Source organism: Sphingomonas sp. FG14 (genome assembly GCF_057809675.1).
Genome location: NZ_JBMDKK010000013.1, coordinates 79604 through 96899, shown reverse-complemented (window position 1 = coordinate 96899; position 17296 = coordinate 79604). Strand labels below are relative to the sequence as shown.

Sequence of the window (17296 nt, the reverse complement as noted above, 5' to 3'; positions counted from 1 at the left end):
GATGTCGATCGTCAATATGACCAAGCGCCAGGCGCTGGGGACCGCGCTCGCCGCCGTCCTGGCCCTGGGAGCAGGCACGGCGGGCACCGCTCCGCTCGAAGCGCAGCCAACCGGCGCGTCGCAGCCCGCGAACACCGTTAATCTCTCGATTGGCCGCGGCACGCTGGTGAATCTTTCCGCCCCGATGAGCGATCTCTTCGTCGCGGACAACAACATCGCCGACGTTCAGGTCCGGTCGTCGACCCAACTCTACGTCTTCGCCAAGACGGCGGGCGAGACGACGATCTACGCGACGTCGAAATCGGGCAAGGTCGTATACTCCGCCAATGTCAGGGTCGGCACCAATATCGGCTCGGTCGATGCGATGCTGCGCCTGGCAATGCCCGATGCACAGATCCAGGCCACGCCGATGAACGGATTGCTGCTGCTGACCGGTACGGTCGCCAGCCCCGACGACGCCGCCGAGGCGGAACGCCTTGCCCAGGCTTTTGTCGGCGCCGGCAGCCAGGTGATCAGCCGCCTGCGCACGGCAACACCGTTGCAGGTGAACCTCCAGGTCAAGATCGCCGAAGTCAGCCGGGAAATCAGCAAGGAGATCGGCTTCAACCTGCTGACGCAGGATCGATCGGGCGGTTTCCTGTTCGGCCTGGCGCAGGGCCGCTCGCCCGGCACCATCACCAATGTCACGAGCCCGACGCTCAAGGATCCATTCGGAAATCCGCGGATCGTCGGCACCGACTACAAGTTCGCGGCGCCCGGCGCGGGCATCACGTCAATCGGCGCGGCAGGCCGGCTCTTCGGCCTCGACATCATCAGTGCCCTCGATCTTGCGGAAGCGGATGGGCTGGTGACGACGCTCGCCAATCCCACGCTGACCGCACTTTCGGGTGAAACGGCAAGCTTCCTGGCGGGCGGTGAAATCCCGATCCCGGTGAGTCAGGATCTCGGCACCGTGACCGTCGAATTCAAGCAATATGGCGTCAGCCTTTCGTTCACGCCGACGGTGCTGGCCGATGGCCGCATCTCCATGCGCGTTCGCCCCGAGGTCTCGCAACTCACCAGCGCCGGCGCCGTAACGCTCAACAACTTCGAAATTCCGGGCTTCACGACCCGGCGCGCCGAGACGACGGTTGAACTCGGATCGGGCCAGAGCTTCATGATCGGCGGTTTGCTGAGCAATTCCAGCAACAACTCAATGGAGAAGGCGCCGTTCCTGGGCGACCTTCCGATACTCGGCAATCTGTTCAGGTCCAAGCGCTGGCGGCGTGCGGAATCCGAGTTGATGATCGTGGTGACGCCATATCTGGTCAAGCCGGTGTCGGCCAACCAGATCGCGCTGCCGACCGACGGATATCGCGCGACCAACGACGCCGAGACATTCCTGCTCGGCCAGACCTTCGAAGGCAAGACGGGCGGCAAGCGGCCCGTGCCGACCATGGGAGTTCCCCAAACGGTGAAGCCCGGCATCGATCCGGCGGCTTCGTTGCCCGCCGGTGGCCTGCCCGGCAATCTACCTGAGCAGCCGACGCCGAAAGTGGCGCAGGCGCCCATAACGCCGCAACCCAAGGGTGTCGCCACGGCGAAACCCGGTTTCAGCTTCGATTGATTGGGAGGGTTTCCATGTCGAACAATGTCCTGCGCAAGGCCGCAAGCCCTCTCCTCCTCGCACTCAGCCTCACACTCGGTGCGTGCGGCGGCACCAAGAACGCTGGTCTGGAATCGGTTCACCAACCAGTGGTCAACCGGTTGGACTACGCGCTTGATCTCAACACCGGCGGCAATGGCGGACTGGCCAATGGCGAGTCCCAGCGCCTGGCCGGCTGGTTCGACACGTTGCATGTCGGCTATGGTGATCGCATCTCGGTCGATGACCCTTCGCCTTATGGAAGCGCCGCCAGCCGCGACGGTGTGGCTGCCGTGGCGGCGCGCTATGGCCTGCTGCTCGACGATGGAGCGCCGGTGACGACGGGCGCGGTCGCCGGGGGAATGATCCGCGTGGTCGTCAGCCGCATGTCCGCGTCGGTGCCCAAATGCCCTGACTGGAGCCGCCCTTCCCAGCCGGAATATGAAGCGTCGAGCATGTCGAACTATGGCTGCGCGATGAACACCAATCTGGCGGCGATGATCGCCAATCCCGAGGATCTCATTCGCGGACAGGTCGGCAGCACCGATCAGCGCGTCTCGAGCAAGGCGATCAAGACCTTCCGCGACAAGGCGCCGACCGGCGCCGCCGATCTGAAGCAAGAGAGCAGCAAGGGAGCAAAATGACCATGAACGCACCCTGGAATTCTTCGCGCGGCGCGGCGCTTCGCGAACCGTTCAGCGCCTATGTCTGCGACGAGATGACTGCGGAAACGCTCCGCTCGGTCGCGATCGAGCTCGGCTGGCTGCCAGACAAGGTCAACAAGGGCGGACTGCGCAACGCCGTCCAGTCGCTCTCGGTTTCGGCAAGTCCGAACGTGCTGTTCGTCGATCTGTCGGAATCGGGCGATCCGCTGAACGACATCAACGCGCTCGCCGAAGTCTGCGAACCCGGCACGATCGTGATCGCCGCCGGCCAGGTCAACGATGTCCGCCTCTATCGCGATCTCATCGCGAGCGGCATCCAGGACTATCTGCTCAAGCCGCTCAACCCCGATCAGCTTCGGGACGCCTTCGGTCAGGCCCAAGCCACGCTGAGCGCGCCGAAACATGTAGAGACCGGCGTGGAGCGGCCCCACGTCATGACCGCGGTCATCGGTGCGCGGGGCGGCGTCGGCGCTTCGACCGTCGCGACGTCTCTCGCCTGGCTGTTCGGCGAGCGCTCCAATCGCTCGACCGCGATCCTGGATCTGGACGTCCATTTCGGCACCGGCGCGCTCGCGCTCGACCTTGAACCCGGTCGCGGGCTGACCGACGCCATCGAGAATCCCAGTCGTATCGATGGACTGTTCATCGAACGCGCCCTGGTGCGAGCGAGCGACAAACTGTCGGTGCTGTCCGCGGAGGCGCCGCTCAGCCAATCGATGCTGACCGACGGATCGGCCTTCTTCCAGCTCCAGGAGGAACTGCGGGCCGCGTTCGAATGCACGGTTATCGATCTGCCGCGCAACATGCTGGTCCAGCACCCGCATCTGCTTCAGGAAGTCCAGGCGGCCGTGATCGTGACGGAGCTGACCCTGGCGGCCGCGCGTGACGTGATCCGCATCCTTTCATGGCTGAAGAGCAATTCACCTCAGTCGCGCGTGATCGTCGTCGCCAATCGTGTGCCGACGACGGGCGCTCCGGAGGTGAGCCGCAAGGAGTTCGAGACTTCGATCGAACGCAAGGTCGATATGATCGTGCCGTTCGACTCCAAGGTCGCCGCCCAGGCGGCGAAGCTCGGCAAGCCATTGGCGGAAGCCGGCAAAGGCTCGAAAGTTGGCCAGGCGCTCCTGGAGCTCTCGAATCGCCTGCTTTCGACCGTCGAGGAAGCGGCGGAGGATGCCAACAGCCAGAACAAAGGCAAGTCGCTGCTCGGCAAGCTGGGCGACATCAAGTCGCTGATGCCCAAGGGCAAGAAAACCAAGGCTGTCGCTTGAGCCGGTGGTGAATGGAAGCGCCGATCAACCGGCGTGATTGAGGGAACGGGCCGATGACGCCGATGTCGATAATGCCGATGATCATGCTGGCCGTAGGAGCGCTGGGCGCGCTGCTGCTGGTTTTCGCAGCATTTTCCGGCCCATCGACCGGCAAGGCGCTGTCTCGCCGGCTCTCCTCCGCCAAGGATCGCCATGCCACGTCCGCCAGCGCCTCGATCGAAGCGCAGATGCGCAAGGCGATTTCCGCGCGCCAGGCGACGAAGATGGACAGCGTCGCATCTCAGATCCTGCCAAATCCCGCGTTGCTGAAGCAACGCATCCTGAGAACGGGCAAGAGCTGGACATTGGGTCAATATGGCGTCGCATCGCTGGGCATCGCGGTCTCCGCCGCCATGCTGGCGATGCTGCAGGGTGCCCCATGGGCGCTTTCCACATTGATCGGCGTCATGCTGGGTCTGGCGATCCCGCACATGGCGATCGGCTATCTGATCAAGAAGCGGATCAACGGGTTCACGGCGCGCTTTCCGGATGCCATCGAACTGCTCGTCCGCGGCCTTCGCGCAGGCCTTCCGATCTCCGAGACGCTGAACGTCGTCGCCAAGGAAATTCCCGGACCCGTCGGCGAGGAATTCAGCACCGTCGCCGACAAGATCCGCATCGGCCGAACGATGGAAGCCGCGCTGCAGGACGTTGCCGACAAGCTCAACACGCCCGAATTCCAGTTCTTCGTGATCACGCTGGCGATCCAGCGCGAAACCGGCGGCAACCTCGCCGAAACCCTTTCGAACCTGGCGGACGTGCTGCGAAAGCGTGCGCAGATGAAGCTCAAGATCAAGGCGATGTCGTCGGAATCCAAGGCGTCGGCTTATATCGTCGGTTCCTTGCCGTTCCTCGTCTTCGCGCTGATCTACATGCAAAGCCCCGATTATATGGGTCAGTTCTTCACCGATCAGCGGCTGATCATCGCGGGCCTGGGTGGATTGACATGGATGGGGATCGGCAGCGCGATCATGGCCAAGATGGTCAGCTTCGAGATCTAAGGGGCGGATAGAAATGAGCAACGCACCTGCCGGACCGACCCTGCTGGGAGTCGACGTGATCTGGGTGGCCACCATCCTGGCCGCCGTCGCGACTTTCGCCATGCTCGTGGCGATTTACGCTGCGACGACCGTTCGCGACCCGATGATCAAGCGCGTCAAGGCGTTGAACGCCCGGCGCGAACAGTTGAAGGCGGGCATCGTCGCGTCGACGTCGCGTCGTCGCGCAAAGCTTGTCCATCAGAGCGAAACCACCGACCGCATCCGCGAATTCCTGAAAGTCTTCAAGGTTCTGCAGGACGAGCAGGTGAAGGCGGCTCAGATCAAGCTCGCCCAGGCCGGCATTCGCTCGAAGGATCTGGCGGTCACCGTCATCTTCGCGCGCATGATCCTGCCCGTCGTGATCGGCGGCACCGTCGTGCTGGGCGTCTATGTGCTCGACTGGTTCCCGGACTGGAGCGCGTTCAAGAAATTCGGCCTCGCCGCGGGTGCGCTGATCCTGAGCTACAAGGCGCCCGATATCTTCATCCAGAACAAGATCCAGAAGCGCAGCGACGCGATCCGCAAGGGATTGCCCGACGCACTCGACCTGCTGGTGATCTGCGCCGAAGCCGGCCTGACCGTCGATGCCGCATTCGGCCGGGTCTCGCGCGAACTCGGCCGCGCCTATCCGGAACTCGGCGAGGAATTCGCGCTGACCGCGATTGAGCTGGGCTTCCTGACCGAACGCCGCATGGCGTTCGAGAATCTCTCGCAGCGCGTCGACCTGGAAGCCGTTCGCGGTGTCGTCACCACGATGATCCAGACCGAGAAGTACGGCACCCCGCTCGCTTCGGCGCTACGCGTCCTTTCGGCCGAGTTCCGCAACGAGCGCATGATGCGCGCCGAGGAAAAGGCGGCGCGTCTGCCGGCGATCATGACCGTGCCGCTGATCCTGTTCATCCTGCCCGTGCTGTTCGTCGTGATCCTTGGCCCCGCGGCCTGCTCGATCTCCGACAGCTTCCTGAGTGGACAGGCGACTGGCGCGACGCCTTAAAAAAGCGCCGCGATCGCTAAAGAAAAATGCCCCGGCATCTCTCGATGCCGGGGCATTTTTATCACGGCTTGAGCGCGGCCTGTGCGGCAGCCAGCCTTGCGATCGGCACGCGATAGGGCGAGGCCGACACGTAATCGAGCCCGGTCTTCTCGCAGAAGGCGATGCTGGCGGGATCTCCGCCATGCTCGCCGCAGATGCCGAGCTTGATGTCGGGCCGCGTCGCCCTGCCCCGCTCCGCTGCCAGCGCGATCAACTGGCCAACACCCTCGATATCGAGGCTGACGAACGGATCGCGCGCGAAGATGCCCTTGTCGACATAGGTCGTCAGGAAGCGCCCTGCGTCGTCCCGGCTGACGCCAAGCGTGGTCTGCGTCAGATCGTTGGTGCCGAAGCTGAAGAATTCGCCGACTTCGGCGATCTCGCCCGCCATCAGCGCGGCGCGCGGCAGTTCGATCATGGTACCGACGAGATAATCGACGCTGGAACCACGCTCCGCGAAAACCGCCTGCGCGGTCTTGTCGACGATCGTCTTCATCAGTTCCAGCTCGCGCCTGGTCGCGACCAGCGGGATCATCACCTCCGGGATCGGCGCGCTGCCCGACTTGCCGGCAACGTCGAGCGCGGCCTCGAAGATCGCGCGCGCCTGCATCTCGTAGATCTCGGGATAGGTCACGCCCAGGCGGCAACCGCGATGGCCGAGCATGGGATTGAATTCGTGCAGTTCCGCCGCACGCCGCTTCAGCGTGTCAATGCTGACATCGGCGGCCGCGGCGACCTCCGCGAACTCAGCTTCCTCGTGCGGCAGGAATTCGTGCAGCGGCGGATCGAGCAGGCGGATCGTCACGGGCAGCCCGGCCATCACCTCGAAGATCTCGGTGAAGTCCTTGCGCTGCTCGGGCAACAGCTTGTCGAGCGCGGCGCGGCGGCCCGCTTCGGTATCCGCCAGGATCATCTGGCGCACCGCCGTGATCCGGCCGGCATCGAAGAACATATGCTCGGTGCGGCACAGGCCTACGCCCTCGGCGCCGAACTCGCGCGCGGTGCGGCAATCGAGCGGTGTTTCCGCATTGGCGCGAACCTTGAGCCGGCGAACCTTGTCAGCCCACTCCATCAAGGTACCGAAATCGCCGGCGAGTTCCGGCTGCACCGTCGGCACCGATCCCAGCATCACTTCGCCCGAGGCGCCGTCGATGGTGATGATGTCACCTTCCTTCACCTCGCGCGCCCCCACGCGCATCAGCTTCGCCTTCGCATCGATCGCGAGCGTGCCGACACCGGAAACGCATGGCCTCCCCATGCCGCGCGCGACCACCGCCGCATGGCTGGTCATCCCGCCCCGCGCGGTCAGGATGCCCTTGGCGGCATGCATGCCATGGATGTCTTCGGGGCTGGTCTCCGTCCGCACCAGGATCACCGCATCGCCCATCTCGGCGCGCTTCTCGGCGGTGTCGCTGTCGAATACCGCGATGCCCGACGCCGCGCCCGGCGAGGCGGGAAGCCCCTTGGCCAGCACATCGCGCGGCGCGTTGGGATCGAGCGTCGGGTGGAGCAACTGGTCGAGCGCGGCAGGATCGACGCGCGTGATCGCTTCCTCGCGCGTGATCAGCCCTTCATCGGCCATGTCGACCGCGATCCGCAGCGCCGCCTTGGCCGTCCGCTTGCCAGAGCGCGTCTGGAGCATCCAGAGCTTGCCCTGCTGAACGGTGAACTCGATGTCCTGCATGTCACGATAATGGGTTTCGAGCAAATCGAAGACGCGCGCCAGCTCGGTGAAGGTCTCCGGCATCGCCTCTTCCATCGAAAGCGGCTTGGCACCTGCCCGCTCGCGCGCGGCCTGGGTCAGATATTGCGGCGTGCGGATGCCCGCGACGACGTCCTCGCCCTGCGCGTTGATCAGGAACTCGCCATAATAGGCGCGCTCACCCGTCGCCGGATCGCGGGTGAAGGCGACGCCGGTCGCCGAGGTGTCGCCCATGTTGCCGAACACCATCGCCTGCACGTTGACCGCAGTGCCCCAGTCGCCCGGAATGTCGTTCAGGCGGCGATAGACCTTGGCGCGCTCCGATTGCCAGGAGCCGAACACCGCGCCGACCGCGCCCCAGAGCTGGTCATGCACGTCCTGCGGGAACGGCTTGCCCCATTGCTGCTCGACAAGCGTCTTGTACTCGCCGACCAATGCCTGCCAATCCTCAGCACCCATCTGCGTATCCAGATGGAAGCCCTTATCTTCCTTGGCGATCTCCAGCGCTTCCTCGAAGGCGCCGTGGTCGAGCTCGAGCACGACGTCGGAATACATCTGGATGAAACGGCGATAGCTGTCCCAGGCGAAGCGAGCGTCGCCCGAGGTTTCGGCCAACCCCTTCACCGTCTCGTCGTTGAGGCCCAGGTTGAGGACGGTATCCATCATGCCCGGCATCGAGACGCGCGCGCCGCTGCGGACAGACACGAGCAGCGGATCGGCCGCGTCGCCAAAGACCTTGCCGGTCACTGCCTCGATATGCGCAATGCCGTTCGCGACCTCGGTCTTCACGCTGTCGGGGAAACTCTCGCCCTCCTCATAATAGCGCGTGCACATCTCGGTGGTGATCGTGAAGCCCGGGGGGACCGGCAGACCGATCGACGCCATACCGTCGAGGTTCGCGCCCTTTCCGCCAAGGAGATTCTTGTTCCCCTGGCCACCGTCCGACACACCGCCGCCGAAGCGGTAGACATATTGGGTCATCGTTCCGTCCCTGTTGAAATGTGGAGCTTCGCTTCGATTTCCGGGATGATGTCGAAACTCGCGCTCAGCCCTCTATTCTGGAAAAATCCGCGACGCGGTGCACCGCATCGCGAACCCGTGCCAGCATCCCCAGTCGCGCCGCCCGTTTGGCCGGGTCGGCATCATTCACCATCACCGCTTCGAAGAAGCTGTCGATCGGTGCGCGCAACGTTGCGAGCGCCGCCATTGCGCCTTCGAAATCCTCGGCCGCGATCGCCGCATCCGCCTTCGGCGCGGCGGCATCGAGCGCCGCGACCAACGCGATTTCCGCCGGTTCGGACGGCGCCGCGGCTGCGACGGTCGGCTCGGCCTCTTTCTTCAGGATATTCGCCGCGCGCTTGTAGCCGGCAAGCAGATTGGCGCCGTCCTCGGTTTCGACAAAGCCCTGCAAAGCCTTCACACGTGCCAGCAAGCGAACAAGATCGTCCTCGCCGCCCAGCGCGAACACCGCGTCGATCAGATCGTGGCGCACACCCGCCTCGCGCTGCTGCACCTTGAGGCGGTCGGCGAAGAAATCGAGCAGTTCAGCCGTATCGAGCGAGATGCTCTCGCCACCCGTCGACAGGCCGGCCTTGGCGCGCTCCAGCACTGCGATCAGGCTCAGCCGCGTGCCGTTGACCAGGATGGTCTGGATCGTCTGCAGAGCGGCACGGCGGAGCGCGAATGGGTCCTTCGACCCGGTCGGCCGGATGCCCTGCGCGAAGAAGGCTGCCAGCGTGTCGACCCGATCGGCCAGCGCAACGCATGCCGGGATGCAGCCTTCGACCGCGGCGACATATTGCTGCTGCAGCGCGGAGACCGTGCCCGGTTTCTCGCCGGCATGTTCGGCATAATAGCCGCCCATGATACCCTGCAGCTCAGGAAACTCGCCGACCATGCCGGTCGCGAGATCGGCCTTGGCGAGGAGCCCGGCGCGACGGGCCGTTTCGGGATCGCGTTCGGGGAAATATTCGGCCGCGATCCAGGCCGAGAGCGCGGCGATACGTTCCGCCTTGGCCCGCAGCGTGCCCATGCCTTCATAGAACAACATGTTCTCGAGCTTGGGCAGATAAGCGTCGAGCGGTGCCTTCAGATCCTGTTCCCAGAAGAACTTCGCATCGGACAGCCGCGCCGCCAGCACCTTGCGGTTGCCATCGACGATCTTCGCGCCGCCGTCCGTTGCGACGATGTTCGCGGTGCAGATGAAATTGGGCGCAAGCTTGCCGTCGCGATCGTTGACCGCGAAATATTTCTGGTTGGTGCGCATGGTGAGCTGGATCACCTCACGCGGCACCTGGAGGAATGCGGGATCGAACGATCCGAGCAAGGGCACCGGCCATTCGGTGAGCCCGGCATTCTCGGCGACCAGCCCTTCGTCCTCGACCAGCACCAGCCCGGCATTCGCCGCCGCAGCCGTCGCGCCATCGCGGATCAGCGCCTTGCGCGCATCCTGATCGACAATGACGTGGCAGGCACGCAGCTTGGCGGCATAGTCGTCAGCATTGCCGATGGTGATGCGGCCGGGATGGTGGAAGCGATGGCCGACGGTTTCGGCGCCCGATGCAACGCCCTCGATCTCGAACGGCACCACCGCGTCGCCGAGCAAAGCGACAATGCCCTGGAGCGGACGGACCCAGCGCAAGCTTTCGGTCGTCTGGCTTGCCGCGCCCCAGCGCATCGATTTCGGCCAGGGAAAGGCCCGAACGATCGCGGGCACCGCCTCGGCAAGCACTTCGGCGGTATCGCGACCGGGCTTCTCGATCACCGCGAACAGGACGCCGTCACGCTCGACCAGTTGCTCGCGGGCCAGGCCGGTCGAGCGCAGAAAGCCCGCCAGTGCCTGTTCGGGCGCGTTTGCCCGTGGGCCCTTGCGCTCCTCCGACACCGCTTCGGTTTGCAACGGCAAGCCGCGCGCGATTAACGCGAGGCGCCGGGGCGTCGCAAAGGTTTCGATCGCAGCGGGCGTCAGACCCGATTTCGCCAGTTCCTCGCCGAACAGACGCGCGAGATCGGCGCGCGCCTTGTCCTGCATCCGCGCCGGGATTTCCTCGGACAGCAATTCAAGCAGGAAATCCGCCATCACGCCGTCCACCCATTATGTTCCATCCAGGCCGCGCAGCTTCCCTTGGCGAGATCGCGGACGCGACCGATATAGGCCTGGCGCTCGGCGACCGAGATCACGCCCCGCGCATTGAGCAGATTGAAGATATGGCTGGCCTCGATCGCCTGTTCATAGGCCGGGATCGGCAGCTTGCGCTCCAGGCACAGCTCGCATTCGGCGGTCGCCTTGCGGAAAAGGTCGAACAGGCGTTCGGTATCCGCCACCTCGAAATTCCAGGTCGACATCTGGCGCTCATTCTCGAGGAAGATGTCGCCATAGGTGACGCCGCGACCGTTGAAGTCCAGGTCGTACATGCTGTCGACGCCCTGGATGTACATCGCCAGGCGCTCCAGCCCATAGGTGAGCTCGCCCGCCACCGGCTTGCAGTCGAAACCGCCCATCTGCTGGAAATAGGTGAACTGCGTCACTTCCATACCGTCGCACCAGACTTCCCAGCCCAGCCCCCAGGCGCCGAGAGTCGGGCTTTCCCAATCGTCCTCGACGAAGCGGATGTCGTGCTTCGAAAAATCGATGCCGATCCGCTTGAGCGACCCCAGATAAAGATCCTGGAGATTGGGCGGACTGGGTTTTAGTATCACCTGATACTGGTAGTAATGCTGTCCGCGATTCGGATTCTCGCCATAGCGGCCATCGGTCGGCCGCCGGCATGGCTGGACAAAGGCAGCATTCCACGGATCGGGGCCGAGCGCACGCAGCGTCGTCGCCGGATGAAAGGTGCCGGCGCCCATGCGCATGTCATAGGGTTGCAGGATCACGCACCCCTGCTCGCTCCAGTAATCATGGAGCGTGAGGATGAGTTGCTGGAAGCTCGGCGGCTTCGAGTCGGTCAATTTCCGGCCTTCGCAGATGCAAAAAATCTCGCGCGAGCCTTTGGCGGATGCGGTCCGGATGGTCAAGAAGAACGGCTGCTGCGGCAAGGCTTGCGAAGGTTGCGCCGGCACGCTCTATTGCCCGGCGATATCCGGTCTTTTCCAAAAGTGGGGTGATAACATGAAGAAGCTCCTCGGTGCGGCGCTGGCCGCCGCGACGATGCTGGCGCCCCCGGTCGCGGCGCAGGCCCCCATCGCGGGCACGACCGACGCCGATCCCGCGATCTGGGTGGTGAAGGATTCGGACACCACCATCTATTTGTTCGGGACGGTTCATATCCTGAAACCTGGCCTTTCCTGGTTCGATGAAGCCGTGAGGACCGCTTTCGATGCATCCGACGAACTGGTGCTCGAGATGATCGAGCCCGATCAGGCCGCCATGCAGACGCTGATGACCACCAAGGGCATCGACCCGGACGGTCCGCCGCTCAGCGAGAAGCTGGCGGAGCCCGCGCGCGCCAAATATATCAAGGCGATGGGCGATCTTGGCGTCCCCTATCAGGCGTTCGAGGCGATGAAGCCCTGGATGGCGGCGATTACGCTCGCGGTGATGCCGCTCGGCAAATATGGCTATGATCTCAACAGCGGCGCGGAGAAGATCCTGACCCGCGCCGCGACCCAGGCCGGCAAGAAACTGGGCCAGCTCGAATCCGCCGAACAACAGCTCGGCTTTTTCGACAGCCTCCCCGAAGAGCAGCAGATCGCGTTCCTCAACGCGACCGTCGACGAGATTCCGACGCTGGGCGAATCGATGGAGAAGATGGACCGCGCCTGGGCCAAGGGCGATCCGGCCGGGCTTGCCGCGTTGATGAACGAGTCGATGCAGGAAACACCCGAGCTCACCAAGATCCTGCTGACCGATCGCAATGCCCGTTGGGCCGAATGGATCGACAAGAGGATGGACCAGCCCGGCACCGTCTTCATCGCCGTCGGCGCCGGCCATCTCGCCGGCAAGAGCAGCGTGCAGGATCAGCTCAAGGCCTATCGCATCAGGGCAAAGCGCATCAAATATTGAGCATTCATTGCGAAGTCAGCCGCGCATCCCAACATGGCGCTCCATGAAGCGATTCCTTCTCTCGATCCCCGCGCTCGTCGGATCCCTGCTCGCCGGCTGCGCCTCCGCCCCCGCTGAGCCCGCCCCCAAGCCCGCGCTCTGGAAAGTCGCGGATGCCGATACGACGATCTATCTGTTCGGCACCATCCACCTGCTGCCGCCGGACACGCGATGGCGGACCAAGGCCTTCGACGGCGCCGCCGAGCGCGCGCAGCAGCTTGTCCTGGAGATCGTTCCGGACGGCATCGCCGAGCAACAGGCAGAGGCGATGCGCACCCTCGCCTATTCGCCTGGGCTGCCCGCGCTTCGTGACCGCGTGCCCGCCGGCAAGCGTGCCGCGCTCGATGTGCTGATCGAAAAGAGCCACATTCCAGCGACCTCACTCGACGGACTGGAAACCTGGGCGGCGGCGATCGCGCTCGCCTCGGCCACGCTGCGCACGCTCGACTCCAAGCCCGGGGCCGGCGTCGAGCAGCAGCTTGGCGATAGTTTCAAGAGCGCAGGCAAGCCGATCGGCGCGCTCGAAAGCGTCGATGCGCAGATGCGGATGTTCGACGGACTGCCCGAAGAAACGCAGCGACGGTTCCTGGTGAGCGTGATCGACGATGCGGCGGATACCAATGCCGCCTTCGCCAAGATGATCAAAGCCTGGTCGAGCGGCGACACCAACAAGATCGCCGCGAGCTTCGATGCCGAACTTCGCCAGTCGCCGGAGCTCGCGGAGGCGCTGTTTCATCGCCGCAATACCGCGTGGGCCGAATGGATCAGGAAACGGCTCGATACGCCCGGCACCGTGATGGTCGCGGTGGGCGCTGGCCATCTGGCCGGCAAGGATTCGGTCCAGTCACTGCTTCAGGCACAGGGATTGAAGGTCGAGCGCATCCAATAAGCGCGTCAAACCCGAGCCAGCTTGCATCTGGGCGCGGTTCCGCCTATAGGCCCGCGCTTCCCGTCATGGTCATCCCTGGAGGCGTGGCGGGATTGAACAACCAGCATTTGGAGACATGCATATGAGCGATCAGCTTACGCTGTCGGCCGAAGCGCGCGATCGGGCTGGCAAGGGAGCCTCCCGTGCCCTCCGCCGTGAAGGCCGCGTGCCCGCCGTCATCTATGGGAACAAGGAAGACCCCGTCTCGATTCACGTCGAGGAAAAGGTCCTGAACAAGCAGCTTTCGAACGGTCACTTCATGAACACCGTCGTCATGATCGACGTCGGCGGCAAGACCATTCGCACGCTGCCGAAGGACGTGGCGTTCCACCCCGTCACCGATCGCCCGATCCATGTCGATTTCCTGCGCATCAGCGAGCATGCGAAGGTTCATGTCGAAGTGCCCGTGCACTTCGCCGACGAGGACAATTCGCCCGGCATCAAGCGTGGCGGCGTGCTCAACATCGTGCGCCACGAGCTTGAACTGGTCTGCGATGCAGCCAACATCCCCGACCAGATCGAGATTTCGCTGGCCGGCCTCGACGTGGGCGATTCGATCCACATCTCCGCGGTGAAGCTGCCCAAGGGCGCCGAATCGGCGATCACCGATCGCGACTTCACCATCGCCACGCTCGTCGCACCGTCAGCGCTCAAGTCGAGCGAAGGCGACAACGAGACCCAGGCCGAAGGCGAGTAATCGCACAATCCCGATTGCCCGTGCCCCGCATTCAGCGCGGCGCGGGCAATCGGTCTTGATCGGCTCGGGCTTCGGAGGGTCGCGAGGACAATCCCATGCAAATCTGGGTCGGTCTCGGCAATCCGGGCGCGCAATATGCGATGCACCGGCACAATGTCGGCTTCATGGCCGTCGATGCGATCGCCGAAGTCCATGGCTTCGGCCCGGTCAAAAAGGCGTTCCAGGGCTGGACGCAAGAGGGACGCATCGGATCGGACAAGATTCTGCTGCTCAAGCCCGCCACCTTCATGAACGAAAGCGGTCGCGCCGTCGGCGAGGCGATGCGCTTCTACAAGCTTGGGGTGGATGACGTGACTGTCTTTCACGACGAGCTCGATCTCGCCCCCTTCAAGGTGAAGGTGAAGACGGGTGGTGGCACCGCCGGCCATAACGGGCTGCGCTCGACCGAGGCGCATATCGGCAACGCATTCCGCCGCGTGCGCATCGGCATCGGCCATCCCGGCCACAAGGATCGGGTGACCGGCCATGTGCTGGGCAATTACGCGAAGGTCGAGATCGAGCCGCTGTCCGACATGCTCGGCGCGATCGCGGGCGAAGCCGATTGGCTGGCGGAGGGCGACGATGCCCGCTTCATGAACGAGGTGGCGCTGCGGCTTCAGGATTGAAGCCGCGCATTGACCCTCAATGCCATTCCCGCGAAAGCGGAAGCCAGAAGATTCACAGACTCGCACGGGCATCGTATGGATTCCCGCTTTCGCGGGAATGACATCGAAGGATAGAAAACATCATGGGTTTCCGCTGCGGTATCGTCGGCCTTCCGAATGTCGGCAAATCGACGCTCTTCAACGCGCTCACCGAAACCGCCGCGGCGCAGGCGGCGAATTATCCTTTCTGCACGATCGAACCGAATGTCGGCAATGTCGCGGTGCCCGACGAGCGGCTTCAGGCGCTCGCCGGCATCGCAGGCTCGGCCAAGATCATCGAAACCCAGCTCGGTTTCGTCGACATCGCCGGGCTGGTGCGCGGCGCCAGCAAGGGTGAAGGCCTGGGCAACCAGTTTCTCGGCAATATCCGCGAGGTGGACGCGATCGTCCATGTGCTGCGCTGCTTCGAGAATGACGACATCCAGCATGTCGACAACAAGGTCGATCCGATCGCCGATGCCGAGACGGTTGAGACCGAACTGATGCTCGCCGATCTGGAAAGCCTGGAAAAGCGTGTTCCCAACTATGCCAAGAAGGCGGCGCAGGGCGACAAGGAAGCGAAGATCGCGGCCAGTGTGCTCGGCCAGGCACTGGAGTTGCTGCGCGACGGCAAGCCCGCGCGGCTGACCCAGCCCAAGGATGTCGAGGAAGAGCGCGTACTGCAACAGGCCCAGCTTCTGACCGCAAAGCCCGTGCTTTATGTCTGCAACGTCAATGAAGAGGATGCCGCCAACGGCAACGCTTTCTCCGCGCGCGTCTTTGAGAAGGCGAAGGCGGAAGGCGCCGAGGCCGTGGTGGTCTCGGCCGCGATCGAGGCGGAAATCGCTACGATGCCCGCCGAGGAGCGCGGTGAGTTCCTGTCCGAGCTCGGCCTGACCGAAACCGGCCTCGCGCGCGTGATCCGCGCCGGCTATGCGCTACTGCACCTGCTGACCTTCTTCACGGTCGGTCCGAAGGAAGCGCGCGCCTGGACCGTCGAGGCCGGCGCCAAGGCACCACAAGCCGCAGGTGCCATCCATACCGATTTCGAACGCGGCTTCATCCGCGCCGAGACGATCGCGTTCGACGATTATATCGTCAACAAGGGCGAGGCTGGCGCGCGCGATGCCGGCAAGCTGCGCTCCGAAGGCAAGGAATATGTCGTCAAGGACGGTGACGTCCTTTTGTTCAGGTTCAACGTCTAGAGCGCTTCCCGAAAAAGTGGGAACCGGTTTTCGGCCGGAAAGCGCGCATGATATTGGATAAGAAAGGTTCTAGGGTCACATTCCCGTAGCAGGATGAGGTCATTGGAAAGCTCGATGTTCCGATCCCTGCTTTTGTCTCTCGCCGCGATCACCCTGTCGGCCTGCGCGACGATGCCACCGCCGCCCGCCGCTCCGGCGGTCGAGCGGCGACGGCCCGTCACCATCCTGATCTCGATCGACGCGCTCCATCCCGACTATCTGGGTCGCGGCGACACACCTGTGCTCGACGCACTGGCCAGGGCTGGAGTGAAGGCGACGATGCGTCCGAGTTTTCCGACGCTCACCTTCCCCAATCATTACACGCTGGTCACTGGCCTCAGGCCGGACCGCCATGGCATCGTCGCCAACACCCTGTTCGATCCCCGCCGCCCGAACGACCGCTTCCAGAGCAAGGAGCTGGCGGCCGCCGATCCGTTCTGGTGGGCGGAGGCGGAGCCGATCTGGATCACCGCCGAGAAGAACGGGATATTGACGGGAACGATGTTCTGGCCCGGCGAGGAAGCGCCGCATGACGGCATCCGCCCGAGCGACTGGGCCCGGTTCGATCCCAATTACACCGAAGCGCAACGCGTGCGAACCGTCATGGACTGGATGCGGCGCCCCGCCGCGATCCGCCCCGCGTTCGTGACGCTCTATTTCGACCTGGTCGACAAGACCAGTCACAAGCAGGGCCCGCACAGCGATGCGACGATCGCGGCGGTGCGAGAGGCGGACGCGTTGATCGGCGAGCTTGCCGCAGGCCTCGATGCACTCGGTCAACCCGCCAATCTCGTCATCGTCTCCGATCACGGCATGCGGCAGATCGAACCCGAAAGGACCGTGCTGATCGAGAAGCTGCTGCCACAAGGCAGCTATCGCCTGATCAGCTTCGGTCCGTTCGCATCGATCGACCCCATGCCCGGCCATGACGCGATCGTCGCGCGCGCGCTGCTTGCGCCCAATCCGAATATGGACTGCTGGCGAAAGGGCGATGTCCCCAAGCGCTTTCGCTATGGCGCGAACCCACGCGTCGCCGCATTTCTATGCCTCGCCAAACCGGGTGCGGAGGTAATGGCCGGACGGCTGCCGACCAACAAGGGGGATCATGGCTATGATCCGGACGATCCGGACATGACCGCCCTGTTCCTCGTCCACGGCCCCGCATTCCGGCGCGACGGCACGATCCCGGCGAAGTTCGACAATGTCGATCTCTACCCCCTGCTGGCGTCACTGATCGGCGTGCCGGCTCAGCCCAATGATGGCGATACGAAGACGCTGCGACCGATCCTTCGGACAGTCGGCGATTGACGTTTCCGGGAGCGTCAG

The 17296-nt window shown here is 64.1% G+C and carries 14 protein-coding genes; 11 read left to right on the top strand and 3 right to left on the bottom strand.

Annotated features, from left to right (window positions below; genetic code table 11):
* Nucleotide 1: 1 nt before the first annotated feature.
* From ACODTA_RS23590 to ACODTA_RS23570, 5 genes are all read left to right on the top strand, one after another.
* Nucleotides 2-1606, top strand: a complete 1605-nt coding sequence (locus tag ACODTA_RS23590) for a type II and III secretion system protein family protein (RefSeq protein ID WP_489069224.1) — start codon at nt 2-4, stop codon at nt 1604-1606.
* A 14-nt stretch (nt 1607-1620) separates the two neighbouring features.
* Entirely contained in the window at nt 1621-2268 is a 648-nt protein-coding gene (locus ACODTA_RS23585) for a CpaD family pilus assembly protein (protein WP_489069222.1), read from the top strand.
* Nucleotides 2269-2270: 2 nt separating this feature from the next.
* Nucleotides 2271-3560, top strand: a complete 1290-nt coding sequence (locus ACODTA_RS23580) for a pilus assembly protein CpaE (protein WP_489069220.1) — start codon at nt 2271-2273, stop codon at nt 3558-3560.
* 62 nt (nt 3561-3622) lie between these two features.
* Nucleotides 3623-4600 carry a type II secretion system F family protein gene (locus tag ACODTA_RS23575; RefSeq protein WP_489069281.1) on the top strand — a complete coding sequence of 326 codons (978 nt, stop codon included), beginning with the start codon at nt 3623-3625 and terminating at the stop codon, nt 4598-4600.
* A 13-nt stretch (nt 4601-4613) separates the two neighbouring features.
* Entirely contained in the window at nt 4614-5633 is a 1020-nt protein-coding gene (locus ACODTA_RS23570) for a type II secretion system F family protein (RefSeq protein WP_489069218.1), read from the top strand.
* Between the two features lie 61 nt (nt 5634-5694).
* Here the strand turns inward: ACODTA_RS23570 and ppdK are convergent, their stop codons facing one another.
* From ppdK to ACODTA_RS23555, 3 genes are all read right to left on the bottom strand, one after another.
* On the bottom strand, nt 5695-8355 hold the full coding sequence (ppdK, locus tag ACODTA_RS23565; RefSeq protein WP_489069216.1) for a pyruvate, phosphate dikinase: 2661 nt from the start codon (nt 8353-8355) through the stop codon (nt 5695-5697).
* Between the two features lie 64 nt (nt 8356-8419).
* On the bottom strand, nt 8420-10453 hold the full coding sequence (gene glyS, locus ACODTA_RS23560) for a glycine--tRNA ligase subunit beta (protein ID WP_489069279.1): 2034 nt from the start codon (nt 10451-10453) through the stop codon (nt 8420-8422).
* Complete coding sequence (locus ACODTA_RS23555) at nt 10453-11325, bottom strand: glycine--tRNA ligase subunit alpha (protein WP_489069214.1); 873 nt, start codon at nt 11323-11325, stop codon at nt 10453-10455. The genes glyS and ACODTA_RS23555 overlap by 1 nt, the downstream gene beginning before the upstream one ends.
* 160 nt (nt 11326-11485) lie before the next feature.
* On the opposite strand from ACODTA_RS23555, the gene ACODTA_RS23550 reads away from it, so the two are divergent.
* From ACODTA_RS23550 to ACODTA_RS23525, 6 genes are all read left to right on the top strand, one after another.
* Nucleotides 11486-12379 (top strand): TraB/GumN family protein, encoded by an 894-nt coding sequence (locus ACODTA_RS23550; RefSeq protein ID WP_489069212.1) that lies wholly within the window; start codon nt 11486-11488, stop codon nt 12377-12379.
* A 43-nt stretch (nt 12380-12422) separates the two neighbouring features.
* Nucleotides 12423-13307: a TraB/GumN family protein gene (locus ACODTA_RS23545; RefSeq protein WP_489069211.1), complete on the top strand. Its 885-nt coding sequence runs from the start codon at nt 12423-12425 to the stop codon at nt 13305-13307.
* Between the two features lie 121 nt (nt 13308-13428).
* Entirely contained in the window at nt 13429-14043 is a 615-nt protein-coding gene (locus ACODTA_RS23540; RefSeq protein ID WP_489069209.1) for a 50S ribosomal protein L25/general stress protein Ctc, read from the top strand.
* Between the two features lie 95 nt (nt 14044-14138).
* Complete coding sequence (gene pth, locus ACODTA_RS23535; protein WP_489069207.1) at nt 14139-14708, top strand: aminoacyl-tRNA hydrolase; 570 nt, start codon at nt 14139-14141, stop codon at nt 14706-14708.
* 122 nt (nt 14709-14830) lie between these two features.
* Nucleotides 14831-15931 (top strand): redox-regulated ATPase YchF, encoded by a 1101-nt coding sequence (ychF, locus tag ACODTA_RS23530; RefSeq protein WP_489069205.1) that lies wholly within the window; start codon nt 14831-14833, stop codon nt 15929-15931.
* A gap of 114 nt (nt 15932-16045) precedes the next feature.
* A complete protein-coding gene (locus ACODTA_RS23525) occupies nt 16046-17278 on the top strand; it encodes an alkaline phosphatase family protein (protein ID WP_489069203.1) in 1233 nt (410 codons plus the stop codon).
* Nucleotides 17279-17296 lie beyond the last annotated feature (18 nt).